Origin of the sequence: Streptomyces chattanoogensis (genome assembly GCF_001294335.1) — a bacterium.
GTDB classification, from domain to species: domain Bacteria; phylum Actinomycetota; class Actinomycetes; order Streptomycetales; family Streptomycetaceae; genus Streptomyces; species Streptomyces chattanoogensis.
Window position 1 is genome coordinate 101,902 of record NZ_LGKG01000001.1, and the last position, 26,811, is coordinate 128,712.

Annotated in this window: 27 protein-coding genes; 23 read left to right on the plus strand and 4 right to left on the minus strand. The window is 70.2% G+C overall.

Going from position 1 to position 26,811, the window contains the following annotated elements:
• Positions 1 to 102: 102 nt before the first annotated feature.
• The 4 genes from ADL29_RS00430 (at position 103) to ADL29_RS00445 (ending at position 4,046) form a co-directional block, all read left to right on the plus strand.
• The gene (locus ADL29_RS00430; protein WP_078970630.1) at positions 103 to 1,278 is read left to right on the plus strand and encodes a sugar kinase; all 1,176 of its coding nucleotides are present in this window, start codon (positions 103 to 105) and stop codon (positions 1,276 to 1,278) included.
• Positions 1,275 to 2,036 carry an IclR family transcriptional regulator gene (locus ADL29_RS00435; protein WP_053921818.1) on the plus strand — a complete coding sequence of 254 codons (762 nt, stop codon included), beginning with the start codon at positions 1,275 to 1,277 and terminating at the stop codon, positions 2,034 to 2,036. Before ADL29_RS00430 ends, ADL29_RS00435 begins: the two co-directional genes overlap by 4 nt.
• Positions 2,033 to 2,443, plus strand: coding sequence for a RidA family protein (locus ADL29_RS00440; RefSeq protein ID WP_053921819.1), 411 nt, complete (start codon positions 2,033 to 2,035; stop codon positions 2,441 to 2,443). The genes ADL29_RS00435 and ADL29_RS00440 overlap by 4 nt, the downstream gene beginning before the upstream one ends.
• Before the next feature lie 139 nt (positions 2,444 to 2,582).
• Positions 2,583 to 4,046 carry a GntP family permease gene (locus ADL29_RS00445; protein ID WP_053921820.1) on the plus strand — a complete coding sequence of 488 codons (1,464 nt, stop codon included), beginning with the start codon at positions 2,583 to 2,585 and terminating at the stop codon, positions 4,044 to 4,046.
• Positions 4,047 to 4,119: 73 nt separating this feature from the next.
• Here ADL29_RS00445 and ADL29_RS00450 read toward each other — a convergent pair whose 3' ends face one another.
• Complete coding sequence (locus ADL29_RS00450; RefSeq protein ID WP_053921821.1) at positions 4,120 to 5,463, minus strand: M14 family metallopeptidase; 1,344 nt, start codon at positions 5,461 to 5,463, stop codon at positions 4,120 to 4,122.
• 247 nt (positions 5,464 to 5,710) lie between these two features.
• Here ADL29_RS00450 and ADL29_RS00455 point away from each other — a divergent pair, with 247 nt between their 5' ends.
• Positions 5,711 to 6,607, plus strand: coding sequence for a S1 family peptidase (locus ADL29_RS00455; RefSeq protein ID WP_053921822.1), 897 nt, complete (start codon positions 5,711 to 5,713; stop codon positions 6,605 to 6,607).
• Between the two features lie 88 nt (positions 6,608 to 6,695).
• On the opposite strand, the gene ADL29_RS00460 is transcribed toward ADL29_RS00455, so the two are convergent.
• Positions 6,696 to 7,712: a chitinase gene (locus ADL29_RS00460; RefSeq protein ID WP_053921823.1), complete on the minus strand. Its 1,017-nt coding sequence runs from the start codon at positions 7,710 to 7,712 to the stop codon at positions 6,696 to 6,698.
• Positions 7,713 to 8,048: 336 nt separating this feature from the next.
• Here ADL29_RS00460 and ADL29_RS00465 point away from each other — a divergent pair, with 336 nt between their 5' ends.
• The 18 genes from ADL29_RS00465 to ADL29_RS00540 all read left to right on the plus strand — a co-directional run bounded on the left by ADL29_RS00465 (position 8,049) and on the right by ADL29_RS00540 (position 24,609).
• Positions 8,049 to 9,278 carry a hypothetical protein gene (locus ADL29_RS00465; protein ID WP_053921824.1) on the plus strand — a complete coding sequence of 410 codons (1,230 nt, stop codon included), beginning with the start codon at positions 8,049 to 8,051 and terminating at the stop codon, positions 9,276 to 9,278.
• Between the two features lie 63 nt (positions 9,279 to 9,341).
• Positions 9,342 to 10,058, plus strand: coding sequence for a Flp pilus assembly protein CpaB (gene cpaB, locus ADL29_RS00470; protein WP_211274223.1), 717 nt, complete (start codon positions 9,342 to 9,344; stop codon positions 10,056 to 10,058).
• 13 nt (positions 10,059 to 10,071) lie between these two features.
• Positions 10,072 to 11,511 (plus strand): CpaE/TadZ family protein, encoded by a 1,440-nt coding sequence (locus ADL29_RS00475; protein ID WP_053921826.1) that lies wholly within the window; start codon positions 10,072 to 10,074, stop codon positions 11,509 to 11,511.
• A gap of 3 nt (positions 11,512 to 11,514) precedes the next feature.
• Complete coding sequence (locus ADL29_RS00480; protein WP_046926246.1) at positions 11,515 to 11,898, plus strand: TadE family protein; 384 nt, start codon at positions 11,515 to 11,517, stop codon at positions 11,896 to 11,898.
• Positions 11,895 to 12,338 (plus strand): TadE/TadG family type IV pilus assembly protein, encoded by a 444-nt coding sequence (locus ADL29_RS00485; protein WP_053921827.1) that lies wholly within the window; start codon positions 11,895 to 11,897, stop codon positions 12,336 to 12,338. The genes ADL29_RS00480 and ADL29_RS00485 overlap by 4 nt, the downstream gene beginning before the upstream one ends.
• Before the next feature lie 43 nt (positions 12,339 to 12,381).
• Positions 12,382 to 13,722: a TadA family conjugal transfer-associated ATPase gene (locus ADL29_RS00490; protein ID WP_053921828.1), complete on the plus strand. Its 1,341-nt coding sequence runs from the start codon at positions 12,382 to 12,384 to the stop codon at positions 13,720 to 13,722.
• Complete coding sequence (locus tag ADL29_RS00495) at positions 13,719 to 14,666, plus strand: type II secretion system F family protein (protein ID WP_053921829.1); 948 nt, start codon at positions 13,719 to 13,721, stop codon at positions 14,664 to 14,666. The genes ADL29_RS00490 and ADL29_RS00495 overlap by 4 nt, the downstream gene beginning before the upstream one ends.
• A gap of 20 nt (positions 14,667 to 14,686) precedes the next feature.
• Positions 14,687 to 15,580 (plus strand): DUF5936 domain-containing protein, encoded by an 894-nt coding sequence (locus tag ADL29_RS00500; protein ID WP_053921830.1) that lies wholly within the window; start codon positions 14,687 to 14,689, stop codon positions 15,578 to 15,580.
• Positions 15,581 to 15,604: 24 nt separating this feature from the next.
• Positions 15,605 to 16,102 carry a hypothetical protein gene (locus ADL29_RS00505; RefSeq protein ID WP_157878349.1) on the plus strand — a complete coding sequence of 166 codons (498 nt, stop codon included), beginning with the start codon at positions 15,605 to 15,607 and terminating at the stop codon, positions 16,100 to 16,102.
• Positions 16,103 to 16,464: 362 nt separating this feature from the next.
• Positions 16,465 to 16,626, plus strand: coding sequence for a Flp family type IVb pilin (locus tag ADL29_RS43930; RefSeq protein ID WP_046930826.1), 162 nt, complete (start codon positions 16,465 to 16,467; stop codon positions 16,624 to 16,626).
• A gap of 8 nt (positions 16,627 to 16,634) precedes the next feature.
• Complete coding sequence (locus tag ADL29_RS00510) at positions 16,635 to 17,381, plus strand: pilus assembly protein TadG-related protein (protein ID WP_053921832.1); 747 nt, start codon at positions 16,635 to 16,637, stop codon at positions 17,379 to 17,381.
• A gap of 145 nt (positions 17,382 to 17,526) precedes the next feature.
• A complete protein-coding gene (locus ADL29_RS00515) occupies positions 17,527 to 18,105 on the plus strand; it encodes a hypothetical protein (RefSeq protein WP_053921833.1) in 579 nt (192 codons plus the stop codon).
• Positions 18,106 to 18,113: 8 nt separating this feature from the next.
• Positions 18,114 to 18,728 (plus strand): OmpA family protein, encoded by a 615-nt coding sequence (locus ADL29_RS00520; RefSeq protein ID WP_053921834.1) that lies wholly within the window; start codon positions 18,114 to 18,116, stop codon positions 18,726 to 18,728.
• Positions 18,729 to 18,822: 94 nt separating this feature from the next.
• Positions 18,823 to 19,404 carry a TetR/AcrR family transcriptional regulator gene (locus tag ADL29_RS00525; protein WP_046926238.1) on the plus strand — a complete coding sequence of 194 codons (582 nt, stop codon included), beginning with the start codon at positions 18,823 to 18,825 and terminating at the stop codon, positions 19,402 to 19,404.
• Positions 19,405 to 19,589: 185 nt separating this feature from the next.
• A complete protein-coding gene (locus ADL29_RS00530) occupies positions 19,590 to 20,795 on the plus strand; it encodes a Cmx/CmrA family chloramphenicol efflux MFS transporter (protein WP_053921835.1) in 1,206 nt (401 codons plus the stop codon).
• Positions 20,796 to 21,123: 328 nt separating this feature from the next.
• Positions 21,124 to 21,471, plus strand: a complete 348-nt coding sequence (locus ADL29_RS00535) for a hypothetical protein (protein WP_053921836.1) — start codon at positions 21,124 to 21,126, stop codon at positions 21,469 to 21,471.
• Positions 21,472 to 21,523: 52 nt separating this feature from the next.
• Positions 21,524 to 23,161 carry a WXG100 family type VII secretion target gene (locus ADL29_RS45905; protein WP_157878350.1) on the plus strand — a complete coding sequence of 546 codons (1,638 nt, stop codon included), beginning with the start codon at positions 21,524 to 21,526 and terminating at the stop codon, positions 23,159 to 23,161.
• An 89-nt stretch (positions 23,162 to 23,250) separates the two neighbouring features.
• Positions 23,251 to 24,609, plus strand: coding sequence for a S8 family serine peptidase (locus ADL29_RS00540; RefSeq protein WP_053921837.1), 1,359 nt, complete (start codon positions 23,251 to 23,253; stop codon positions 24,607 to 24,609).
• A gap of 117 nt (positions 24,610 to 24,726) precedes the next feature.
• On the opposite strand, the gene ADL29_RS00545 is transcribed toward ADL29_RS00540, so the two are convergent.
• Positions 24,727 to 25,095, minus strand: coding sequence for a DUF192 domain-containing protein (locus tag ADL29_RS00545; protein ID WP_053921838.1), 369 nt, complete (start codon positions 25,093 to 25,095; stop codon positions 24,727 to 24,729).
• Between the two features lie 575 nt (positions 25,096 to 25,670).
• Positions 25,671 to 26,708 carry an L-glyceraldehyde 3-phosphate reductase gene (gene mgrA, locus ADL29_RS00550; RefSeq protein WP_046926233.1) on the minus strand — a complete coding sequence of 346 codons (1,038 nt, stop codon included), beginning with the start codon at positions 26,706 to 26,708 and terminating at the stop codon, positions 25,671 to 25,673.
• Positions 26,709 to 26,811 lie beyond the last annotated feature (103 nt).

The window sequence follows — 26,811 nt, forward strand, 5'->3', positions numbered from 1 at the left end:
CTGTCTAACATCCGGGCCAACATGCGGTCAATGGCCGCCCGAGCGCCGCTCAGTGGCCGCATCAGTGGTGAGAAACCTGCACCGTGCGAAGGAGCGCATCCGATGGTGACCAGGTCCCCGGACGTCAGCGACGGCACCGGCGCCACGCCCGGTGCCGAGGTCGTCTGCCTCGGCGAGTCCATGGTCACCTTCCTGCCCGTCACACCGGGGCGGCTCGCCGATGTCCCCGCCTTCGCGCGCGCCATCGGCGGCGCGGAGTCCAATGTGGCGTGTGTGCTCGCCGCCGCCGGACACCGTACGAAGTGGATCAGCCGGGTGGGCGCCGACCCGTTCGGCGACCACCTGGTGGCTGCCATCGGCGCGTACGGCGTCGACACCGCGGCCGTACGACGCGACCCCGCCCGCCCCACCGGCATCTACTTCCGGACGGCCGGCGACCGCACCACCGGCGCCCATGAAGTCGCCTACTACCGGGCCGGGTCCGCCGCCTCCGCGATGGCCGTCGCCACCATGGACCTGGACGCGATCCGGTCGGGCCGCGTACTGCACCTCTCGGGCATCACGGCCGCGCTCTCCGGCGACTGCCTCGGCCTGCTGCGCGAGCTCACCGCCCCCGGCAGCGGCCGCCCCCTCCTCTCCTTCGACGTCAACCACCGGCCAGGCCTGTGGCGTGACACCTCCGGCGCCCGGGTGCTGCTCGACCTCGCCCGCGGCGCCGACCTGGTCTTCGTCGGCGAGGACGAGGCGGCGGAGGCCTGGGGCGTCACCGGCGGCCCGGACGCCGTGCGGGACGCGCTGCCCGAGCCCGGCGTGCTCGTCGTCAAGTGCGGGGCCACGGGCGCGGTCGCCTACGACCGCCACGGCGGCCGGTTCACCGAGCCCGCCCCGCGCGTCGAGGTCGTCGCCGCCGTCGGCGCGGGCGACGCCTTCGCCGCCGGGTTTCTCTCCGCCACCCTCCGCGGCCTGCCCGTACGCACCCGCCTGCGCCACGGCCACCTGTGGGCCGCCGCGGCCATCACCGTCACCGGTGACCTCGCGCCGCCTCCGGGGCGCGCCCACGCCGACCGGCTCGCCGCCCTCGACGCCGCCGCCTGGGGCACACTGCACCTCGGCCCCGGCTGGACACAGGCCAGGACACAGGCCAAGACACAGGCCGGGACACGAGCCACGGCCGTGGACCAGGAGGTAGCGCATCCCGTGAACGAGCGAAGCGAGGGAGCCATCGAGAGGTGCGCCCCTGGCGAAGGCAGGGCCGAGCGAAGTGAGGCACAAGCATGAGCCAGACCGTCGACCGCGCGCTGAGCATCCTGCCGCTGCTCGCCGAAGGGCCCGCCGACCTGGGACAGGTCGCCGACCGCCTCGGCGTCCACAAATCCACCGCGCTGCGGCTGCTGCGGACCCTCCACGAACACGGCCTCGTCCACCGCCAGTCCGACCAGCGCTACCGCCTCGGCGCCCGGCTCTTCGCGCTCGCCCAGCAGGCCGTCGAGAGCCTCGACGTCCGCGAGATCGCCCACCCCCACCTCGTCGCCCTCAACGAGAAGTGCGGGCACACCGTCCACCTCGCGGTCCACGAGGAGAACGAGGTCCTCTACATCGACAAGGTGGAGAGCCGCTACCCCGTGCGGATGTACTCCCGGATCGGCAAGCCCGTCGCGATCACCGTCGCCGCCGTCGCCAAGCTGCTGCTGGCCGACCTCCCCGAACCCGAGCGCCGCGCCCTCGCCGTGAAGCTCGACTACCCCCGCTACACGGCCCGTTCGACACCCGACGCCACGGCCTTCCTCGCCGAACTGGCCAAGGTCCGCGAACAGGGCTGGGCCACCGACCTCGGCGGCCACGAGGAGTCCATCAACTGCGTCGGCGCCCCCGTCCGCGGCGTGGACGGGCGGGTGGTCGCCGCGATGTCGGTCTCCGCACCGAACGTCGTCGTCACCGCCGACGAACTCCTCGCACTGCTCCCCCTGGTGCGCCGCACCGCGGACGCCATCAGCCGGGAGTACTCCGGCCAGACCCCAGCAAAGGAGACCGAATGACGGACAAGACCGCCCTCACCCCGGCCACCCACACCACCCCGCCCGCGAAGTTCTCCCACGGCGTCAGGAAGGGCAACATCCTGCAGGTCGCCGGCCAGGTCGGCTTCCTCCCCGCCGTCGAGGGGCGGGCCCCGACGCCGGCCGGCCCCACCCTGCGCGAACAGACCCTCCAGACCCTCGCCAACGTCCGGGCCGTCCTCGAAGAAGGCGGCGCCACCTGGGACGACGCGATGATGATCCGCGTCTACCTCACCGACGTGGACCACTTCGCCGAGATGAACGAGATCTACAACCAATACTTCGAGGAGCAGGGCCTCAAGGAAGCCCCCGCCGCCCGCACGACCGTCTATGTCGGTCTGCCCAAGGGCCTGCTCATCGAGATCGACGCGCTGGCCGTCCTGGGCTGACGCGCCCCTGCCGCTCCTGGAAGCCCCGCCCTGAAACCCCCGCACGCCATCCGTCGTCACGGCGCGGCACCCGGTCGTCCGGTGCCGTGCCGCGATCCGCCCTGCCCCGGAAGACCTATGGGATGACGAGGTCCCCCTCATGGCCCCCCGTATCTCCCTGCTCGCTGCCCCCGCGCCCGCTCCCGCTCACACCGGCGGCCTGCTCGCCCTCCTACCGGGCACCGCGGGCCTCCTGACGGTCGCCGCACTCGGCATCGCCCTGCTCCTGATCCTCATCATCAAGGTCCGCCTCCAGCCCTTCGTCGCGCTGCTCGGCGTCTCCCTCGCCGTCGGCCTCGCCGCCGGACTCTCCGTCACCGAACTCTTCGGTACCGTCCAGAAGTCCGACGCCGTCTCGGTGATCGAGACCGGCATGGGCGGCATCCTCGGCCATGTCGCGATCATCATCGGCCTGGGCACCATGCTCGGCGCGATTCTCGAAGTCTCCGGTGGCGCCGAGGTGCTGAGCGGCCGGCTGCTGCGTCTCTTCGGCGAGAGGCGCGCCCCGCTGGCCATGGGGATGACGGGCCTGATCTTCGGTATCCCGGTCTTCTTCGACGTCGGCATCTTCGTCCTCGCCCCGATCGTCCACGCGGCCGCGAAGCGAAGCGGCCGGTCCGTGCTCCTCTTCTGTATGCCGCTGCTCGCCGGCCTGTCCATGACCCACGCCTTCCTGCCGCCGCACCCCGGCCCGGTCGCCGCAGCCGGTCTGTTCCAGGTCGGCCTCGGCTGGGTCGTCCTCATGGGCCTCGTCTGCGGCATCCCCGCCGTACTGGCCGCCTGGGGCTACGCCGCCTGGATCGGCAAGCGGATCTTCGTCCCCGTACCGCAGGATGTGCTCGAGGCCGCCGAGGAGGCCAGGCGCGCCGTCAGGACCGCCGAGAAACCGGTCTCCCTCGCCACCGTCCTCGCCATCATCGGCACCCCCCTCCTCCTCATCCTCCTGGCGACCTTCTCCTCCATAGCCCTGCCCGCTTCCCCCGCCCGCTCCGCCATCGAGTTCCTCGGCCACCCTTTTGTCGCCCTGACCGCCGCCCTGCTGATGGCCTCCTACCTGCTGGGCATCCGCCGCGGCTGGTCCCGTGCGTCCCTGGAGGCCGTCGCCACGGCGTCGTTGAGGCCGGTGGGCAACATCCTGCTGGTGGTCGGCGCCGGCGGGGTCTTCGGCGCGGTCCTCAAGGGCAGCGGTGTCGCCACCGCCCTCTCCGACACCTTCCACGACGTCGGCCTGCCGGTCATCGTCCTGGCCTATCTGCTGGCGCTGGTGCTCCGGGTGGCCCAGGGTTCGGCGACGGTCGCCATCGTGACCACGGCGGGCATCGTGCTGCCGCTGGTGGCGGGGCAGGGGCTGTCCCAGGCAGCACTGGCACTGATCATCATGGCGATTTCGGCAGGGTCGATTTTCGCCTCACATGTGAACGACGGCGGATTCTGGATGGTCGCGAAATACTTCGGGATTCCGGAGCGGGACACGCTGAAGTCCTGGACGGTTCTGGAATCGGTGCTGTCCGTCACCGGTTTCGCGGTGGCTCTGCTGGTGAGTTCCGTGGTCCAGGGAAGGTGACGGCACCCCCTGGGGCCGAACGGCAGTGGCCCCGCCTCGGGCGGGGCCACCGTGCTGCATTGCGCCGGGCGCGTCAGCCCTTGTTCTTGCAGTACTGGCCTTCCTTGCCGATGGCGCGGTACGGGCAGTCGGCGGTTTCCAGGAGCTGCAGTACCGCGTCCTTGTTCCGCGCGGTCTCCTTCGGGATCACCGAATCCTTCGGGTAGAAGCCGCCACCGCCGTTCGAGGACGGATACATCTCGAAGGTGTAGGCGAAGATCCTCTGGTCGCCCCACAGCCAGTCGTCGATCGCCCCGTCGGTGATGTAGAGCTCGCTGGACTGTTCCGGGGTGTAGCCGTTGCTGGCGGCCATCTTCTTTCCGATGGCGGCGAACGTGTCGTGTTCGTCCTGCGTCATACCGGGCCCGGTCGGGTCGTTGGTGAAGCCGAAGGGCCACAGGACGAGTTCGCTGTAGGTGTGGAAGTCGATGGCCGCGGTGATCTGCTGCTTACCGCCCACCTTGCGCCCGCGGACGAAGTCGGACACGACCTTCACCTCGGGGGCCGAGGCGGCGGACGGGCCGCGGTAGGTCTCGTCGCCGGGGTCGTCGGAGGAGCCGTTGCAGCAGCCCCATTTGAAGTCCCAGTTGCGGTTGAGGTCGGTGCCGACCTCGTTGGTGCCGGAGTTGGGCTGGCGGTTCTTGCGCCACATCTGGAACTCGCCGGTGGAGATGTCGAATTCGCCGCCGTCCGGGTTCAGATCCGGGATGACCCAGATTTCCCGGGAGTCGAGCATTTTGGTGATGCGGTCGTCCGAGCCGTACTTCGAGGTGAATTCGTTGAGGAGGTAGAGCGCCATCTCGACGGTGAGGTGCTCCCGGGCGTGCTGGTGCGCGGTGAAGAGGACCTCGGGTTCCTTCTCGTCCTTGGTGACGTTCTTGCTGAGTTTCAGGGCGAGGATGTCGCGGCCCTCGTGGGACTTGCCGATGACCTGCTTGGACAGGATGTCCGGGTGCTTGGCGACGAGCGTGTCGATCTCCTTGGTCGCCTCGTCGTAGTTGTGGTACTTCGTGTAGCCGTCGGGGAAGTCCTTGATGCGGCCGGAACTCGCCGGGGTGCGCGGCGGGTCGGGCAGCTTCTTCAGCCGGTAGCCGAGTTGGCGTACGAGGGCGGCCTGGGCGCGGTCCGCGGTGATGACGACGGCGCGGGCGTGGACCTCGTCGACGGAGGCGCCGGTTGCGGTGAGCGCGGTGCGCTGGGCGGGGGTGGCGGGGCCGGACACCTCGTACTGGTGAGGGGGCTCGGCGGCGCGGGTGGTGGGGGGTGTGCCGGCGGGGGAGGCCTGGGCCTGTGCGGCGGCGATCGAAGCGGCGAGCGCGAGGGAGAGAGCGGCGGCGAGGGCGGTGGTCCGCCCGCCGCGTATACGTCGGGGTCGCATGCGGTCTCCTGTGGGGTGTGAGGCGAAGCGACGGCGCCAGTTTTGGGCCTTGGCATGGTCGGGTCAAGATGTTCGACGGCCAGATGTGAAGGGCGCGCGAACGGGGGCCAACCCGGCAACTTGGCATCGTTTTACGGAAATTCATTGCCTGGGGGCGTTCGACGGCCAACAATGCGCACGTCAAAACCGAAGAGCCGGGACGCTGACACGACCCGGCCTTCGGTACGGAAACTGAGAGGACCCCCACATGAACCGACCTCTCGTCGGCGCCCTGGCCACGGCCGTTCTGGGCGCCGCAGCCCTGGTGGGCAGTGCCGGCAGCGCCGGTGCGGCCCCGCAGGTCCACCACAAGCACAAGGCCCCGCACAGCAAGCACAAGACCGGCCACAAGACCAAGGCCGTCGACTTCGCCGGCACCGTCGCGCTGGACAACTGCTCCGGCTCGATCGTCAAGATGCCGAACTCGCAGGAGAACGACCCCGCCCTGGTGATGTCCAACGGGCACTGTCTGGAGAGCGGTATGCCGGGCGCGGGCGAGGTCATCGTCGACCAGCCGTCCAGCCGCAGCTTCACCGTGCTGGACAAGTCCGCGGGCGACCTGGGCACCATCAAGGCGACCAAGATCGCGTACGCCACGATGACGGACACCGATGTGTCCCTGTACGAGACCGGCTCGACCTACGCCGAGATCGAGCAGAAGTACGGCATCAAGCCGCTGGAGCTGGCCACCGACCACCCGGCCAAGGGTGCGGGGATCAGCGTGGTCTCCGGCTACTGGAAGAAGATCTACTCCTGCAACATCGACGGGTTCGTCAACACCCTCAAGGAGGGCGACTGGACCTGGAAGGACTCGGTCCGCTACACGCCGGACTGCCACACCATCGGCGGGACCTCCGGTTCCCCGGTGATCGACACCGGCAGCGGCAAGGTCGCGGCGATCAACAACACGGGCAATGAGAACGGTGAGAAGTGCACCGAGAACAACCCGTGCGAGGTCGACGAGAACGGCAATGTCACCGTGCACAAGGGCATCAACTACGCCCAGGAGACGTACGGGATACCCAAGTGCTTCGGCACCGGCAACAAGCTGGACCTGAACGCGGAGGGCTGCGAGCTGCCCAAGCCGGCGGGTGTCCGCAGCTGAGGTACCGGGTGAGCTAGAAGCCACCAGCGGCCAGGGCCCGTGCACCCGGTGCACGGGCCCCGGCTGTGGGGGTGGCGCGAGGGACGGGCTACGGAAGCCCGTGGACGTGCCCGCCCACCTGGCTCGCGAAGGCGTTCCCGTTCGACGCGTCCCAGTTGGTGGACCAGGTCATCGCGCCGCGCAGCCCCGGATAGGTCCTGGACGGCTTGAAGGAGCCGCAGTTGCTGCCCTGGGTGAGGCAGTCGAGCGCGGCATTGACGACGGACGGGGACACATAGCCGCTGCCGGCCGCGCTGGAGGAGGCCGGTACGCCGATGCCGACCTGGGACGGATCGAGTCCGCCCTCCAGCTGGATACAGGCCAGCGAGGTCAGGAAGTCCACCGAGCCCTGGGCGTAGACCTTGCCGTCGCAGCCGTTCATCGAACCGCTGTTGTAGTACTGCATGTTGACGGCGGTCAGGAAGTCCTTGATGCCGAGCGCCGTCTTGAAGTACTCGTTCTGCGGTGACTGCATATCGATGGTCTGCGGGGCCATCGTCACCACGACATCGCCGTGCGCGGCGTGGACGGCCTTGAGGGCCTGGGTCATGTACGTCGAATTGAGGCCGTTTTCGAGGTCGATGTCGACACCGTTGAAGCCGTAGTCGTCCATCAGCTTGTTGACGGAGTCGGCGAAGTTCTTGGCGGAGGCTTCGTCACTGACCGAGACGGAGCCCTTTTCGCCGCCCACGGAGAGGACGACCGCCTTCCCGGCCGCCTGTTTGGCCTTGATGTCCGCCTTGAAGTCGTCCACGGAGCCGTAGCCGACGGCCGGGTCGAGGTTGAAGGTGACGGCTCCTGGCTGACCGGTCGCGTCGGCGAAGGAGACCGCGATGATGTCGTAGGCGTCGTCGACGTCCTTGAGTTTCTGGACCGTGGCGCCGTTGTTGAAGTTCTGCCAGTAGCCGGTGACGGCGTGCTTGGGGACGGCGGCGGCATCCGCCGCGTGGGCGTCCGCGACGGTCCCCGCCGAGAGCAGGGCCGCCGCGGACACCCCCGCCAGCAGCCCTTTCACCAGTCTTGCCGTCAGTCTTCGCTTCGCCGTTCCTGAAGATGCGCGAACCACGACTGCCTCCGTGTGGGGGGTAGTTGAGGGGAGTGGTGCCGGTACGCGCTCAGGGGCCCCTGGGCTTGTCGTACAACGTGGTCCAGACCATTGCGCCTGTCAAGAGGTTGGTCATGGGTTGGTCGAGGGGCCGGACGGAAGCGGAAGTTCCCGCATCGGCCGCCCGGCCGGTATGTGCCGTTTCCCTGCGGGCCCGCCGTCATGACGAGTAGCCCAGAACGTGTTCTCTGGGGCGTATCTCGTGGATAAAGTGCTGAGCGTATGGCGCCGATGGCGCAGAGCTGTGCCGATCCGCGGTCCCGGACCCCCGGCGGCCGCTAGGAGTGGGGGAGCGACGTGCCGACCGCGATTGCAGTCACCAGCCCTGACCTCGCGCTGCCCGCCGACCGGCAGACCCCCGCCGCGGTCGTCCTGCAGGCCCCGCATCTGCAGCCGCTGGACGAGGCGTTGACGGAGACCGCTGCCGTACTGGAGCACCACGGCCATCTCGTCGTGCTCTACACCTCCGCCTGTCCGCCGGAACACATCCGCCGGCTGCACACCCTGCGCGCCGTCCTCGAGAGCGACCGGATCGCCATCCTGCCGCTGTCCCTGCCGCCGCTCGGCGTCGCGGTGCTCGCCCACCAGCTGCGGCAGCTGTCGCTGTGCGGCTTCAGCCCGGGGGTGCTGGCCTGTGCGGCGCGGCTGCTGGCGCACTACGTCCATGCGGGCGCGCTCCTGGGCAGCGTCAGCGGCCTGGACCGGGTGGCGGTGGATCTGCGGTCCCATGTGAAGTCCTGGCTGCCGGGGGCGCATTTCGCGGTGCTCGCCAATCCCGAACCGCAGCTGCTGCATCTGGACCGGCACAGCACCGGGGCCGGGCTGCCCGCGCCCGGGTTCGCCACTCAGCTCGCGGTCGCCCGCGGGCAGCTCACCGGCGAGTGGGTGGGCGGTGTGCTGGCCCCGGCCTGGCAGGTGCAGGGCGCCTACGAGGCCCGGCTGCCGGCCGAGTCCGCCCGGTGGTGGGGCACCCAGAAGCTGATCGAGTTCGCGGCCGCCATTCCGGATCCGTCGGTGCTGCACCAACTGGTGTCGTCCGTACGGCGCGAGGAGTGCGGCTGGTGCGGCCTGGAACTCCTCGGCGACCGCTGCGCGTTCTGTGCGACGCCGGTGGCGCGGGACCGGACGGCGGCCGGCGCGGGGCGCTCACCTGCGGCGATAGCGGGGCCGCAGGCAGCGGCACCCGGTACGGCCGCCCCATCCGGTACGGCGGCGGATCCCGGTACGACACCGTGCGCGGCCCCGGCTCCCGAGCCCCACCCGGCTCCCGCGCCCGCCCCGGCGCCCGACCCGGGGGACCCCGCTCCTCCCTCGGCCGACCCGCCGCCACCCCCGTCCGCGCTCCGCCGGCGCGGCCTGTCCCCGGTGTCCCCGTCCGGTATGCCGGACGTACGGGGCGGCGCTCCCGGCCAGTTGGACGTACGAGGGCCGGGCGTCACCGCAGAACCGGCCGCCCCGGGCCGCCGGGACCTCCCCGGCCACCCCGATTTCCCCGGTACCGCACGGACGGTGGCCCGCGTGCGCTGACCCGACCGTGCCGCCTCCGACCGCCTGCCCGTCCCCCCGTCCCCCGATCGAGGTCCCACCCCCATGAACTCACGCCAGCGCCGCGGAGTGATCCTGCTGCTCCTGTCGGCCCTCTGCGCGGTCGGCGCGTTCATCGGCGTCCTGTCGGTGATCAAGAACGTCGAGTCCAAGGTCGGGCCGGAGAGGACGGCGTACCGGCTGAAGGCGGATGTCGCGGCCTATAAAGCGCTGGATCCGGGGCAGTTCGAGAAGGTGAAGATGCCTCAGCGGTGGCTGCCGCCCACCGCCGTGACCGACCTCGACCGGGTCAGCGGCAAGATCGCGGTCACGCCGCTGAAGAAGGGCTCGCTGCTCCAGGAGGACATGGTCGTCGAGCGGCCCGCGCTGAAGGCCGGGCAGCAGGAGATCGCCATCATGATCGACGCCGCCACCGGTGTGGCCGGAAAGATCAACCCCGGTTCCCGGGTGAACATCTACGCCACCTTCGAGGGCAAACGCCCCGAGGACAAGCCCGTCTCCAAGGTCATCGTCGCCGGTGCCCAGGTCATCGACGTCGGCAAACTGACGCCCCTGGAGGCCAGGGACCCGGGCGACACGACCGCGAGCCGGCGGGCGAGCGAGGCCGTGCCGATCACCTTCGCCCTGGACACCCAGGACGCCCAGCGGGTCGCCTACGCCGAGTCCTTCGCCTCCCACGTCCGGCTCGCCCTGCTCGCCCCCGGCAGCGAGGCCACCATCCCGCCCGGCCAGCGCACCTACACCCTCGACGGCGACAAGTGACCCGGAGGCCCAGGTGACCATCCGCATCCTCCCCGCAGTCGGCGACCCGGACGCCGCGCGCATCGTGTCCTCGCTGCTCAGCCAGTTGCCGGACGCCGAGCCCGAGCCGGTGGTCGCCGACTCCGCCGCGCTGCTCGGCGCCCTGGCCCAGGCCGCCCAACCGGCCGCCCAGCCGCCCGCGGGCCCCACCGGCGGCCGCGGCCCGGCCCCCGCCGTCGAGGGGCTGCCCGAGGTCGTCCTCGTCCATGAGCGGATCGGCCCGATGCCGGCGCTGGAGCTGATCCGCGAGGTGGCGCTGCGCTTCCCGGCCGTCGGCGTCGTCCTGATGACGACGGACGCGGGACCCGCGCTGTTCTCCGCGGCGATGGACGCGGGTGCCCGCGGCATCGTCGGACTGCCGCTCGGCTACGACGAACTGGCCGCCCGGGTGCAGGCCGCCGCACAGTGGTCGGCGGGGGTACGGGTCCACCTCGGGGGAGGCCCGGACGCGGCCCCCGGGCCCGCCGGGACGCTGGTGACGGTGACGGGCGCCAAGGGCGGCGTCGGGACTACCGTCACGGCCGTCCAACTGGCGCTCGCCGCGCTCGCCGCGGGCCGCAGCGTCGCCCTGGTGGACATGGACCTCCAGTCCGGCGATGTCGCCTCCTATCTGGACGTGCAGTTCCGCCGCTCCCTCGTGGACCTCGCCGGGATCGAGGACATCTCCGTACGGGTCCTCCAGGACGCGGTGCACGAGCACCACACCGGGCTGGCGCTGCTGCTGGCCCCGGAGGAGGGCGAGCGGGGCGAGGAGGTCGACGACCGGGCCGCCCGGCACATCGTCGCCGCGCTGCGCTCCCGCTACGAAGTGGTGGTCGTCGACTGCGGCTCGCAGATGCAGTCCGCGAACGCCGCGGCCGTCGAACTCGCCGATGTGGCACTGCTGGTGACCACCCCGGACGTGGTGGCCGTACGCGCCGCCAAACGGCAGGTGCGGCTGTGGGACCGGCTCCAGATCCGCAAGGCGGCGGACACCACGACGCTGGTCAACCGGCTCACCCGCAGTACTGAGATCCAGCCGCCGCTGGTCGCCAAGGCCACCGGCACCCGGATGGCCAGGACCCCGGTCCCGGCCGCCTTCAAGGAGCTCCAGCCCTGCGTCGACGCGGGCCGGATGCAGGACCTGGACTCCCGCTCGACGGTCAAGCAGGCCCTGTGGGCGCTGGCCGGCGAGCTGGGCCTGGTCGACTCGCCCACCGACCGCCAGGGACGGGGCGGCCCCCGGGCGCGTACGGCCCTGACGGGACGCAAACGCAAGGCGATCACGGCGGGGGCGCCTCCCGGACCGGGGACGCACCAGGGCCCCGCAGCGGGGTTCGGCCCGGGCCCGCGGTTCGGGACACGGCGCGGCTCGTCGACGGCGGCGGGCGGGACGGGGCCGTTCGACCCGGCCCGCCCGTACGAGGAGGGATGACCCGTGCGGCGCCCCCCGGGCGGCACCGACCGCGGTCAGGTCTCCGTCGAATTCCTGGGCCTGCTGCCGCTGATCGGCGTGGTCCTGATCCTGCTGTGGCAGTTCGTGCTGATCGGCTACACGTACTCGCTGGCGGCCAACTCCGCCGACCGCGGGGCGCGGGCCGCCACCGCGATCGAGGCCGGCGGCGCGGGGGCCTGCCGTACCGCCGCCGTCCGCGATCTGCCTGCCTCCTGGCGCAGCGCCGCCACGACCTCCTGCCGTCCGGAGGCCGGGCTGTGGCAGGCCACGGTCCGCCTCAAGGTGCCGGTGCTGTTCCCCGGGGCGGCCGACTTCCCCTGGACGGTGACCGGTTCGGCCGGTGCGGTGAAGGAGGCCCGAGGATGAGCGGCGCCCGGCGAACCCCCGCCCGGCCGCGCGGCCGCCGCCGCGACCGCGGCCAGGTCTCCATCGAATTCCTCGGCTTCCTGCCGGTCCTGCTGGCCGTCGCGCTGGCCGTGGTCCAGCTGGGCCTGGGCGCGTACGCCGTCCAGCAGGCCGGTACGGGTGCCCGCGCCGCGGCCCGTACCGCGTCCCTGGACGAGGCCGACGGCGAGACCGATCCCCGGGGTGCGGGCCTGGCCGCGATGAGCGGCTGGATCGCCGAGGGCGCCAAGATCTCGGTGGGCGACGACGGGAGCGCGGTGCACGCCACCGTGAGCGTCCGCATCCCCTCCCTCATCCCCGGCGTCGCCGACTTCGGCTCCGCCACGCGCAGCGCCACCATGCCCAGCCCCGCGCACGCCACCCACCCGGCCGCGGCGGGCCCGTACGAAGGAGCCCCGTAGTGCCGGCGCACGTACCACCCACAGGACCAGGAGCACCGCCGCGATGAGTCTGAAAGCCCGGATCGTCGCCCCCGAGCCGCCCGCCGAGGCGCGCCACGACAACCATCTGGTCGCCGTCTACCGCGCCAAGCTGCTCGAAGAGATCGACCTCGCCGAGATGTCGTCGCTGAGCGCCGCCGAGCGCCGCTCGCGCCTGGAGCGCGTCCTGGGCCACATCATCAGCCGCGAGGGCCCGGTGCTCTCCACCGCCGAGCGTTCCCAGCTCATCCGCCGGGTGGTGGACGAGGCGCTGGGCCTGGGCGTCCTGGAGCCGCTGCTCGAAGACGTCTCGATCACCGAGATCATGGTCAACGGACCGGACCAGGTGTACGTCGAGCGGGCGGGCCGGGTGGAGCTGCTGCCCGTCCGCTTCGCCTCGCACGAGCAGCTGATGCAGACCATCGAGCGGATCGTCTCCACCGTCAACCGCCGCGTGGACGAGTCCAATCCGATGGTCGACGCCCGCCTCCCGTCCGGCGAACGCGTCAACGTCATCATCCCGCCGCTCGCCCTCAACGGCGCCACCCTCACCATCCGCCGCTTCCCGCGCGCCTACACCCTCGCCGAACTCATCGGCATGGGCACCCTCGACGAGCAGATGCTGATGCTGCTGGCGGGGCTGGTGCGCGCCAAGTTCAACGTGGTGGTCTCCGGCGCGACGGGTGCCGGGAAGACGACCCTGCTCAACGCCCTGTCCGGCCTGATCCCCGACGGCGAACGCATCATCACCGTCGAGGACGCCGCCGAGCTCCAGCTCCAGCAGTCCCATGTCATCCGCCTGGAGTCCCGCCCGCCCAACGTGGAGGGCAAGGGCCGGATCACCATCCGCGACCTGGTACGCAACTCCCTGCGCATGCGCCCCGACCGCATCATCGTCGGCGAGGTGCGCGGCGGCGAGACCCTCGACATGCTCCAGGCGATGTCCACCGGCCACGACGGCTCGCTCGCCACCGTCCACGCCAACAGCGCCGAGGACGCCCTGATGCGGCTGCAGACGCTGGCCTCCATGTCGGACGTCAAGGTCCCTTTCGAGGCACTGCGGGACCAGATCAACAGCGCCGTCGACTGCCTCGTCCAGCTCACCCGGCACGCCGACGGCTCCCGCCGGATCAGCGAGATCGCCATCCTCGACTCGCGCGGCCACGAGGACTACCGGATCGCCACCGTCTGCCGCTTCGACGCCCGGCCGATGGGCGCCGACCGCGTCGTCCACGGCGCCTTCCGCTACTTCCCGCTGCCCCGCCGCGTCGCCGAACGCCTCTTCATGGCCGGCGAGCCCACCCCGCCCGCTTTCGGCGTGGCGGCCACCGACGACCAACTCGCCACCCGGAAGGCCAGCTCATGACCGGCGGCACCGCCCTGCCCCTGCTCGCCCTCGGGGCCACTGTGCTGTGCGGGGTGCTGGCGGTCGTCGGCGTACGGGTCTACGCCGCCGGGCGCGCCCAGCGCCAGGCCATCGTCGACCGTCTGGCGGACGAGCGCGGCCTGCCCCCGGTCACCCGTCGCCGCCGCTTCCCCTCCGTCGACCGCACCCTGCGCGGCACCCGCTTCGGCCGCCGCCTCGAACTGCGGCTCGCCGTCACCGGTCTGGACGTGACCCCCGGCGAATTCCTCGTCTACCTCCTCGCCGCGGTCATCGCCCTCTGGCTGATCGCCCAGGCCACCCTTGCCCCCTTCTTCGGCCCGATCGCCGCACTGGTCGCCGTCTGGGCCGCCGCCGCCTTCCTCAACTGGCAGCGCCAGAAGCGCATCGAGAAGTTCATCAACCAGCTCCCCGAACTCTCCCGGATCCTCGCCAACGCCACCCAGGCCGGCCTCGCCCTGCGCACGGCCCTCGGCATGGCCGCCGAGGAACTGGAGGCCCCTGCGGGCGAGGAACTGGCCAAGGTCTCCGACAAACTCGCCGTCGGCCACTCCATCGACGAGGCCCTCGGCGAGCTCGCCGAACGCCTCCCCTCCCGCGAACTCGTCGTCCTGGTCACCACCCTGGTCCTCGCCAACCGCGCCGGCGGCACCGTCGTCGGCTCGCTGCGCAACCTCACCAAGACCCTCGAGGAGCGCAAGGAAACCCGCCGCGAGGTCCGCACCCAGCTCTCCCAAGTGGTCGTCACCGCCTACGTCGTCCCGCTGCTCGGCATCGGCACCCTGCTGCTGATGAACCGCATCGCACCGGGCGCCATCGACCGGATGACCTCCACCTTCCTGGGCCAGGCCGCGGTCGTCGTGGCCTTCGCCCTCTACGCCCTCGGCTTCACCTTCATCCGCCGCTTCGCCAAGATCGACGTCTAGGTACGGGACGCGAGCACCCCATGACCATCGGAATCCTCCTGGCCCTCGCCTTCGCCCTCTCGGTCGTCGGCATCTGCTGCGGCATCGCGCTCTACCGCCGCGAGGCCAGACTCCCGCCCGACCTCGCGCTGTCCCTGGAGGTCGGCGCGACCCGCACCACGGCCGTCGGCTCGGCCGTCGACCGCATGGGCATGCGCTACGCGCCCTTCGTCCTGCGCCTGATGGGCGACAAACGCGTCGCCCGGGTCCGGCACCGCATCGACCAGGCCGGCAACCCCGGCGGTCTCACCGTCGACCGCTACGCCGCCCGCCGCGCCGTGTACGGTGCGCTCGGCCTCGTCGCCGCCCTGGTGATGCTCCTGCGCGGCCAGGCCGTCCTCGGCGTCCTCATGATCCTCTTCGCCTTCTTCTGGACCGAGGTCGGCATCTGGGCCGCGATCCGCCAGCGCAAGGACACCATCGAACGCACCCTCCCCGACTTCCTGGACGTCCTCGCCGTCGTCGTCAGCGCGGGGCTCGGCTTCCGCCAGGCGCTGGACCGGGTCGCGGAGAAGTACGAGGGGCCCTGGGCCGACGAACTCCGGATCACCCTCCGTCAGATGGACATGGGCGTCAGCCGCCGGGTGGCCTTCGACGAGCTGCGCAAACGCAACGACTCCGAACAGGTCGCGCAGTTCGTCACGGCCCTCCAGCAGGGCGAGGAGCTCGGCTCCCCGATCGTCGAGACCCTCATCCAGATCGCCAACGACATGCGCCGCACCGACGCCCAGAACGCCCGACGCCGCGCCACCCGCGCGGTCCCCAAGGCCACCATGGTGATCACCACCTTCATGGTCCCGGCCACCATGATCCTGCTGGTGGCCGGCTTCTTCCTGGGCTCGGGCACCGACTTCGGCTCCCTGATGGGCAGATGAGCGATGCGACCGACCGAGACCTCCATGACGGCAGAGACGGCAGAGACGGCAGAGACGACCGAGACCCGCGGACCTGTGGACCGCACCGAACCCGTGGGCCGCACCGAGCCGTCCCTCGCCTGGCGCCGCTGCACCGCCCTCGGCGTCCCCGCCCTGGTCCTCCTCGGCGCCGGGCTCTTCGCCCTCCTCTCCACCGTCTTCCAGCACGACACCTTCCACGACTGCCACTATTTCGGCCCGTCCTTGCGGATGCACATCGCCGCCTGGGCCGGTCTCGGCTGCAGTCTGGCGGCCCCCGTGCTGTACGCCGCACTGCGCGTCGGGGCGGCCCGGCGGGGGTGGCGGACGGACTCCTCCGCGGCCTCTGCCGTCGCCCTCGCGTTCCTGCTCCTGGGCTTGCTGCCACTGCTCTTCAACGCCTTCGGGGTGTGGTTCCTGTACCAGCCCGACCCGTCCGGCGGCTACGACTGCTCGGGCCTGGCGCACCCCCTCACGGCGGTGCTGTTGCGCACGGCCGGATGAGGTCGCTGCGGACCCTGCTTCTCGCCAACGCCTTCGCAGGAGCAACGAGTTGTGCCACAGTGGGTGTGCGCGGCGGCGCCTCTCGCACCACGGTACGAGCGGGTCGGCCGGTCCCAATGGTGTCGGAGTGCCGGATAATCCCGGAGGGGGAGCGGGGGTGGTCAAGGTGCGGCTGACTGACCGAATAGCGCCATCACACCGTCCGTACATCTTCCTCACCGAGGAAGTGGTTCGGATTCCCTGTTCCGGGAACGCTGTTCCGGCGTACTTTTCAAGTGTCCTGAGCGCGGACAAGCGCGCCGGCACCACGGGGGCAGACCAGCCGGACCAGAGCGGGCCGGCCGCCCATGGAGGGGAAGACGATGGCGAAGCGGTTTTTGGGGAACGACCGGGGACAGACCTCGATCGAGTACCTGGGCATCATCGCGGTGGTCGTGGCGATCGTCATCGCGATCGCCGGTACGGACATCGGCCAGTCCATCTACGACGCCATCACCTCGAAGATCTCCCAGCTCACCGGCTGATTGACGCTGTGCGGCAGGGCGTACGACAAGACGCAGGGCAGGCCTTCCCCCTCTACATCGTGGCCGTGGCGGGTCTGCTCTTCCTTGCCTTCGCCTTCTTCGCCGTGGGCCAGGCGGCCGCCACCCGCAACAGCGCGCAGACCGCCGCCGACGCCGCGGCCCTGGGCGCCGCCCAGACGTACCGCGACGACCTGTACCGCGCCCTGCGCAAGGCGGTCGAAGGCGACGACGATGCCTGGGAGGACCTGCTGAAGGCCATGGGTTCCCCCACGGGCACCGCCTGCGACAGCGCCCAGTGGTTCGCCGGGAAGAACGACGCCGATGCCACCAGCTGCACCCCAGACTCCTGGCCGACATCCTTCGCGGTACGGGTCACCACGCGCGGCACGGTGGGCGATTCGATCGTTCCGGGTACGGAGAACAAGCATGCGTCGGCCGGCGCCAAGGCGGTCATCGTCCCGCGCTGCACCGTACGGCCCGCCGAGGGCGGCCGGGGGCCCGGTGACGGCGGCCCGGCCGACAGGAAAGAGCCCGCCAAGGACAAGGGCAAGGGCATGGAGAAGGACAAGGGCAAGGACAAGGGCAAGGACAAGGGCAAGGAGAAGGGCAAGGGGCAGGGGCCGGACAAGGGGAAGGCCCCGGGCAAGGGGAAGATCGAGCTGACCTGCGACGGCAAGCCGCTGACGCTCGACCCCGCGCACCTCGACCCCTTCCCCGAGCCGGCCGGCTTCTTCGCCGTACGACTCGCCGAATGACCCGCCGGATGAACCGCCGAACGCCCCGCCGAACGACCCGGCGCACGACTGGCCGGGTCCGGCCGCACGACCGCCGCTCGCACCACCGCCCGCCGACCGCCCCTTCCGCCACCGAACACGGATGACCAGCAAAGGAATCTCGCCCATGAGCATGCGACGCACCGCGAAGCGCCGTAAGGCGGCGGCCGCGATCGTGATTGCCGCCGGCTTGGCCTTCGGCGCGGTCGGCTGCGGCCACGACAGCGGATCGCCGGACCTGGCGAAGAAGCCGAAGCCGCCGGGCGCGCACAGCTCCCCCGCGACCGCACCGGCCGCGGACGCCACCAAGGTCATCGCGGTGCTCAAGGGCAAGAAGGGCATAGTCCTCACCCTCAACTCCGCGGTGCGGGACGCCGGCGGCTTCGTCACCGTGCAGGGCGTCCTGAAGAACACCAGCGCCGAGCCGTTCAGCGAATCGTCCGCCTGGCGCGGCGACGAGACGGAGATGCAGCAGCACGGCAACCACCTGGGCGGGGCCACCCTCATCGACGCCAAGGAGCGCAAGCGCTACTACGTCCTGCGGGACACCGAGGGGCGCCCGCTGGCGACCACCGGCATCCGGATCATCAAGGCGGGGGAGACCCTGCCGGTCTTCATGCAGTTCCCGTCGCCGCCGGCCAGCACAACCGATGTGGAATTCCAGCTGCCGACCTTCCCCTCCGCCAACATCGAGATCACCGGGTGAGTGACCCCATGCCCACAGGTCGCACCGTGCCCAGGGCCCTGACGGCCGCCGCCTGCGTCATACTTGCCGCCGCCCTGCTGACGCCGCCGGCCCAGGCGGACGATCCGCCCGGCACCCAGGAGGACTCCGCCCCTCCGGTCCGTATCGACCCCCACGACCCCGATCTCCGTATGGTCCAGGGCGCCCGGCTCGCCCCCTCGAAGGTCCTCAACATCAAGTCCATCGTCGAGTCCGACGACGGCTCCGAGCGCCGCCAGGACACCAACGACAACGTGACCTTCTCGCTCCAGGCCGAGGTCCTCTTCGGCAAGGACAGCGCCAAGCTCTCACCGGAGGCACTGTCGCGGATCGACACCATTGCCGCCGAGGTCAGAAAGCAGAACGCCCACCGCCTGCGGGTCTTCGGCTTCACCGACAACCTCGGCTCCGCCGCCCACGGCCTGACCCTCTCCAAGCAACGCGCCAACGCCGTCCAGCGGGAGCTGGCCAATGACCTCGGCTCGTCGGTGACGTTCGACATCCGCGGCTACGGCGAGCAGTACCCGATCGCCGACAACGCCACCGAGACCGGGCGCAGGAAGAACCGCCGGGTCGAGGTCAGCTTTCCGCGGGCCGGGGGATAGCCGTTCCCGTTCCTGTGTGAGGCCGCCGCCAGGCGGACCACATCGTACGCATCGTATTGGACTGAGCGATCCAATACGTGCTAGCTTCGCTGTCATGGCACGGCCCAGGAAATTCGACGAGGGGCGGGCGGTGGACGCCGCGATGGAGGCGTTCTGGGCCGCCGGCTACGAAGCGACGTCCACCCAGGACCTGTGTGATGCCACGGGCCTGGGGCGCAGCAGCATCTACAACACCTTCAAGAGCAAGCACGATCTCTTCGAGCGCGCGCTGGCCCGCTATATGGAGTGCCGCAACGGTGAGCTCTTCGAGCTGCTGGAGAGCGAACTGCCCGCACGGCAGAAGCTCCGCACGGTGCTGCAGCGAGTGATCGACCACGAGTTCGCGAAGGATGCGGACGGCCGCGGTTGTCTCGTCGTCAACGCCTGCGTCGAGGTGGCGGCCCATGACCCGTCGGTCGCCGCCTCGCTGGAGCGGGATTACGGCCTCCGGCTGGAGGCGGTCCGCGCCGTGATCGAGTCCGGCCAGCGCGACGGCGATATCCCGCGCGACAAGGATGCCCGCACCCTCGCCCATCTCCTCATCGCCACGGTCGCCGGGCTGCGCGTCTCGGCGCGGGCCGGGGTCGGCCGCGGGGCGCTGGAGAGCGTTGCGGATGCGGCGTTGAGCGCTTTCTGATTCCTTGCGGGGGATTGCGGGGCTGCGCGTCCCGGCCGCATTTCTGGTGCTTTCTCCCTTCACTGACAGCGTGCCGCCCCTCCTCTGCCTTCATTTTGAACTGCTCGTTCTAAAACAATTCCACATTCCAGTCATTTACCCACCCACTACCTCACCCATGTCTCCACCCAACGGAGCTTCTCCTCATGCCACTTGCCGTATATCTCCTGGGCCTGGGCATCTTCGCCCAGGGCACCTCCGAATTCATGATCTCCGGACTGCTCACCAACATCGCCTCCGACCTCGGCGTCTCCATCCCCGACGCCGGTCTGCTGGTGTCCGCCTTCGCCATCGGCATGCTTGTCGGCGCGCCGGTGCTGGCGGTCGCCACCTTGCGCATACCGCGCCGTACCGCACTGATCGCCTTCCAGGCCGTCTTCATCGCCGGGCATGTGGTCGGAGCGCTGGCGCCGGGATACGGGGTGCTGTTCGCGACCCGCATCGTCAGCGCCTTCGCGTACGCCGGTTTCTGGGCGGTGGCCGCCGCGGCGGCGGTGAGCCTGGTGCCGCCGGGGGCCAAGGGGAAGGCGTTGTCGGTTGTCGCCATGGGGCTCACCCTCGCCACCATCGTCGGTGTGCCGGCCGGTACGGTCCTCAGCCAGCACGCGGGCTGGCGCGCCGCATTCTGGGGCGTGGCCGGGCTGACCGTACTCAGCGCGATCTCGCTGCGGGTCGCACTGCCGGCGGCACGGAATTCTGCCGAGGTACGCGAACGTCCCTCGATCCGCGGTGAGTTGAGGGGTCTGGCCCGCCCGGAACTGTGGGTGTCCTACCTCCTGACGGCCCTGACGTTCGGCGCGGCGGTGGTCACCTTCAGTTATCTCGCACCCTTGCTGACGAAGGTGAGCGGGCTGCCCGAGGGCTGGGTGCCGCTGGTGCTCGCGCTGTACGGCGCCGGCGGGCTGGCCGGGCTGACGGTCGGCGGACGGGTCGCCGACACCGCGCCGCTGCGGACCCTCCTCATCGGAGGCGGTGGGCTGACCATCGCCTCCGCGGCGCTGGCGCTGACGGCCGAAAGCCTCGGCGCCGCCATCGTGCTGGTCCTCGTCCTCGGCTTCACCGGATGGGTCGTCAACCCGGTCGTGCAGTCGCGGGTGTTCCGGATCGCCCCCGATGCGCCGACCCTGGCGGGGGCCGTGAACACCTCGGCCTTCAACACCGGCATCACCCTCACCCCGATGCTGGGCGGCCTCGCCATCGACGCGGACCTCGGCCTCCCCTCCGTGGCCTGGGTCGGCGCCGCCACGGGCGTGCTGGCCCTCGTGGCCGTGGGCTGGGCGGCGACCTTGGAGCGGCGGCCGGTGGTCCCGGCCTACTCCGCGGCCACCGGGTCGATTTCCGGCCCCTTTTGAGGAACGCCATTTTGTCCGGCATTGGCCCGCAACGGGCGGGGCGGATCGCTGTCTTTATAAACAATCAGGGCATGTCGAGGAGTTGAGGGGAAATCAGGTAGCCAGTAGCCCGTAACCCCGGCGGCGGACGAGGTAGGCAAAGGCGCCGCCCGCCCTCTCCCCGCCCATACCGCGAACCGCTCTCACCCGGCAGGCTGCCCGTCGGTAAAATGTCCAGGCCGTCTTCGCGGGCGGCCTGCCCGCAGTCGGCCTGCTCGTGGGGTCGACTGTTGCCTACCGCGACCGGCGTCGCAGGACTTCACGTAACACTCAGGGGGAGAGGCCATCCATGGCTGATGAGTACAAGGTCGACCTCGACCGGCTGGACGAGGTGGTGAAGAAGCTCAACGGCATCACCAACGACATGCAGTGCACCAAGGGCAAGGCGACGAGCAACACGTACCTGCCGCACGGGGCGCTCGGCTCGCAGTTCGAGGAGGAAGCCGAGCTTCGGAAGAAGCACGAGGCCCTGAAGGACTACATCGAGAATCAGATCCTCAAGAAGCTCGAGTCCTTCATCAAGGACCTCACCGACAAGACTGCTGCCACCCACGGCCGTTATCAGGACAAGGAACAAGAGACGGCCAATGCCATGAATCAGGGGCGCCGTGACGGGGCGCCCGTCAATATGAGTTGAGTGGTCGCAGGGTGTCAGCAACAGTGGGACGTGAAAACGGGGGTGGTCGGTAATGACGCAGTTGAATCAAAAGCATTACAAGGACTTCAATCAGGAGGTGATGGCACACAGTGAGTGGGGCGCCGGCATCGGGGCCGAGTCCTACAAAAGTGATCACCAGTTCACGGCGCAGCACACCAGCAAGTTCTGGAAGAAGACGCTCCCTGAGCTGAAGGCCATGGTGGCGACGTCCAACCCCGATACGGTGCGGAGCGTCGGTGAGGCATGGGGCGACGTCGCCCACGACCTCGACGGCGGTTCCTCCAATGACTTCTTCGCCGGAATAACAGAGGGTGCGGTCGAGGCCGCCCGGCAGGCGATGGGCCAAGGCGGGGGAATAAAGGGCGCATTCGACCGTGCCATCGCGGAAGTCCGGGAACACTGGGACGGCAAGGCCGCCCAGATGTTCGAAGCCAGGGCCCGCGAAATCAGCCAGAACATCGCTCACGCCGCGCAGTGGACGCGGGCGGCCGGCAATACCTTGGAAAATGCCGCCAGCGCGCTGGAGGCGTACGGCCCGTACGTCTTGTCCATCGAGGAGCCGGATGCTGTCGACAGCGGCTTGGACAGGGCCGGCGACGAGGTCAAGGGTCTCCTCGGCGGCAATGACGCACGAGATGACACGGTCGCTCTTGCCTCGCTCGAACAGGGCGTACCGACGAAGCAGGTACTCGACTCCACCGGCAGCCAGTTGTCGGCGGGCCGGGAAGCGCAGCTGCGGGGCGCCATTGCGATGGAGTACTTGGGGGCGGCGTACAACTCGGTTGGGCAGTCGATGCCGACTGTGCCTGAGCCTGGGAAGCCGCGCGATCCTCGTGGCAAGGGTGGCTGGACCGGGGATCGGCCCGACGGCGACGGAAGGCCGCCGGGGGGCGTCACTCCTCCCCTGCCCCCCTCCATGACCGGTCCCAGGCCCACGGGTCCGGGCGGTCTCACACCTGGCGGCAGGGGGCCCGGCTACACCTCCCCCATGCCGATGCCCGCACCCAATCCGGGCGGTGTCGGCGGCGGCATCGGTACACATCCCCAGCCGGCAGGCCCGCATCTGCCGCCGGCAGGGCCGCACATGCCGCCGGTGAAGACCGGCCTTGAGGGGCTCGGTGGCGGCGGCGGCGGTGGCGGTGGCGGTGGCCTCGGTCTGGGCGGTGGGGGCGGCGGCACCGGCCTGGGCGGCGGTGGCGGCTCGATCGGTTCGGGGTCCGGTGGCGTCGGAGGTGACAGCGGCGGATCTTCTGGAACGCCTGGTATGCCGGGCGGTATGGGTACCGGCGGCGCCGGGCGCGGGGCAGGAACCGGTCGTGCCGGTATGCCCGGCATGGGCGGAGGCGCCGGAGCCGGCGGCGCAAAGGGCAAAGGTGGTGGTGCCGGCCGCGGCAGCGCAATGGCTCGCCAGCGTGGTGGAGTCGCGGGCGCCGCGAAGCCGAAGTCCGGAGCCGGAGCGCAGGGCGGTTCGGGCCTGCACCGCAGCCGGGGAGGCAGCCAGGCCGGAAAGTCAGGCGGTCGTGGCGGAATGGCGGGCGCTCAGGGCGCGCCCGGCGCGAACGGCAAAAAGAACGCGAAAAACGGAAACGGCAATCGCCCTGACTACCTCGTGGAAGAAGAGGAGACATGGATAAAGCAACGTAATGTTGTCCCCCGTGTCATCGAGTAGTTAGCTGCCGGGTGCGGTCGGCGGAAACGACTTGGGGCCCGCAGTCTTAGGCTGCGGGCCCTAATCTGTCAAGGAGAGGTAGTTACAGCATGAGCTTCGCGTGCAAGCTGCGTGCGTTGGGCGGCACGGTTTTGTCCGGAGCGCTGCTCTTCGGAACCGCGTCGGCTGCTTCGGCAGACCAGATCAGAGATGACCAGTGGCCTCTGAAGTCCTTCAATGCCGAAGAGATTGAGAAAATCTCCACCGGTCAAGGGGTAATCGTTGCCGTCATTGATGACGGCGTAAACGGGAGCCACCCAGATCTTGCGGGAAACGTCCTGCCAGGGAAGGACTTCACCGCTGGCGGACCGGCTAACAAGGAATCAAAGAACAATCACGGTACGACGATGAGCGGGGAAATAGCTGGGCACGGACATGGGCCGGGTGGATCTGCGGGAATCAAGGGGCTGGCTCCAAGTGCGAAGATTCTCCCCATCAAATGGTCGAACATGGACGGTAGCGAATCAGCGAAAGATGATTCCTACGCCCAGCCGTTGCGATATGCCGTGGACCACGGAGCGAAGATCGTCAACATGTCGTTTGGGGTTCAGAGCACCAGCGACGAAGAGAAGGACGCGATCGCATACGCGGTAAAGCACGATGTTCTTCTCGTGTCGGCTTCGGGTAACGAAGGAAGCACCAGCCTTGGCTACCCTGCATCTTCCCCCGGCGTCCTTACGGTGGGCGCCGTAGGATCGGATGGGAAGGTCTGGAAGAAGTCCAACTACGGCCCACAGGTTCTCTTGACGGCGCCCGGAGTGCACATCAGGTCGACAGGCGCCACTTCCCCGTACGGCTATGGGGACGGTACGTCCGATTCAGCCGCCTACGTCTCCGGCGCCGCAGCCCTGATCCGCGCCAAATTCCCCCACCTCTCGGCAGGTCAGGTGGCGAACCGTCTGACGAAGACGGCCCTCATCCCCTCGGGCTCAGGCGTCACCAAAGCCCCGGACGAGCACTACGGCTACGGCTTCATCCGCCCGCTCCGCGCCCTGACGGAGGACATCCCGGCCGGCCCCAAGAACGGCCCCCTCAGGATGCCCGAGGGCACGTCGGCCTCCCCGACGGACACCCCCGCAACCTCCAGCGGCTCCGACGGCGGCGACACCCCCGACGAGGGCAACCAGCAGGCCAGCAGCAAGGACGAAGGAGGCCTGAGCACCGTCGCCATCGTCTCCATCGCCGGTGGCGTCCTCGCCGTCGCCGCTCTCGTCATCGGCCTCGTCGTGGCCTCCAGGCGCAAGAACGACCGCAACGGCCCGCCCCCTGGCGGCCCCGGCGCACCCGGTGCCTATATGCCGCCCGGTGCCACCCCCGGCTACCCGCCCCAGCCCAACTCCTACCAGCAGCCGCCCACTTACCCCGGCAACTACCCGCCCGGCCCCCCGGCCCCGCCCCCAGGGCGGTAGTCGGCCCCCGTGAGTCGAGCGCAAGCCGAGACCCGCGGTCCGGGACCAAGTTGTTCCGCGCCGCGGGTTCTTTGCGTCGTACGCAGGGAGTCAGCCGGTCGCGTCGTACGCAGGGAGTCAGCCGGTCGAGCTGTCCGGCTCCACCGCGAGGCGCACCCCCGCCCGCACCCCCCACCGCCCCATTGCCCCCGCCTCCGCCTCCAGGACATGACGGGCGCGCAGGCGTGGGCGGCCAAGTCGGCCGGGCGGCATGGTGCGTACGGCCAGCACCGTCAGGTTCCGGCTCAGATAGGCGACATCGATCGCGAACCGCATCCTGAAGGTGTGCACCCCGCTCGCCGGGGTCAGCAGCAATGCCCCCTCGATGCCGTCGCGGCCCAACAGGCCACGGGTGCGGGCCCGGTAGGACGCCGCGATCTCCACCGGGATAGCCATGCCGGATTCCGCACCACGAAGTACCCCGGGGCCGTTCTGCCAACGTGCCATGCCCGTCGTTCTATCAGCCGGGCCGCTTCAAGGTCGACGCCTGCCGGTGGTGCTGCTGGTCCTGGCGACGCGGCGCGACCAGCCCGGCCGTCCCCCCCCGCCCCGGCGCCGAGCGGCGTCAAGCCGGCGACCGTGCCGGGGGTCGCCCTTGGGTGGTACGGCCGTCACCGGACGCGCGGAGGCGTGCTGGCCGGGGCCACCCAAGGAGGCGGGCCGACGGGGCGGGCCGGCGATCATGTCACCCGGACGATTCATGATCATTGGGGCGTTTGACGGGCCGCCCGTGGGGGCCGCCGCGGCCCGAGCGGCACCCGCCGGCCCCGCGGGACCCCGGCCGGGCCGCCCGCCGCCGCGCCGAGCCACGCCGCGATACGACACGGTGCACGCACCACGCCCCGGTCGGGGTTATGGTGGGAACCCCCCCTCGGGCCGGTCCGTATTCCCCCCCCACGGACCGGCCCGCTTTTTTGTGCCGCCGGGCAGGACCTGGCGGACACCCGGACACCCGGTCCGCCACCACCCCTGCAACCGGCAACGGCTCCCGCCCCGGCCCCCCACGCCGTGCGGCGCAGGCGCTAGCCCCGCCTCGCCCAGATGTTCACGCCCTCCGTCGACGTGGCGAACCGATCGATCTCGGCCAGTTCCGCCGGCTCCAGCGCGGGCCCGTCGAGCGCCGCGACATTGGCCTCCAGCTGGGCCACGCTGCTGGCGCCGATCAGCGCGGAGGTCATGCGTTCGTCACGGAGGACCCAGGTCAGGGCGAGCTGGGCAAGGGACTGGCCGCGGCGGGCGGCGATCTCGTTGAGGCCGCGCAGACGCCGTACGACGTCCTCGGAGAGCAGATCCGGGTCCAGGGACTTGCCCTGGGAGGCGCGCGAGCCCTCGGGGATACCGTCCAGGTACTTGTCGGTGAGCATGCCCTGGGCCAGTGGAGCGAAGGAGATACAGCCCATGCCCTCGGTCTCGAGCGTGTCCAGCAGGGCGTCGTCCTCGGTCCAGCGGTTGATCATCGAGTACGAGGGCTGGTGGATCAGCGCCGGAACGCCCATTTCACGCAGAATGCCGGCCGCCTCGCGGGTCTGCTCGGCGGAGTAGGAGGAGACACCGGCGTAGAGGGCCTTGCCCTGGTGGACGGCGGAGGCCAGCGCGCCCATCGTCTCCTCGAGCGGGGTGTGGGGATCGAAACGGTGCGAGTAGAAGATATCGACGTAATCGACACCCATCCGCTTCAGTGAGGCATCCAGCGAGGAGAGGAGATATTTGCGCGAACCCCATTCCCCGTACGGACCGGGGTGCATCAGATATCCGGCCTTCGTGGAGAGAATCATCTCGTCGCGGTAGGGCCGGAAGTCCTGGGCGAAGATCTTTCCGAAGTTCAGCTCGGCCGACCCGGGCGGCGGGCCGTAGTTGTTGGCCAGGTCGAAGTGGGTGACGCCCAGGTCGAAGGCCCGGCGCAGGATCGCCCGCTGGGAGGTCAGGGTGCGGTCGTCCCCGAAGTTGTGCCACAGTCCAAGAGAGATGGCGGGGAGTTTCAGACCGCTGCGGCCGGCGCGCCGGTACTCCATGGAGTCATAGCGCGAATCAACGGCGCGGTAGTCAGATGTGCCAGTCATGCTCATCTCCCTATCACGTACTTGTGACACACCTGATTGGGCTCTCGACACACCCGAGAAGTAAAGTTGCCCACTCTTGAGGCGACGGGGCGAGGGCCATTTC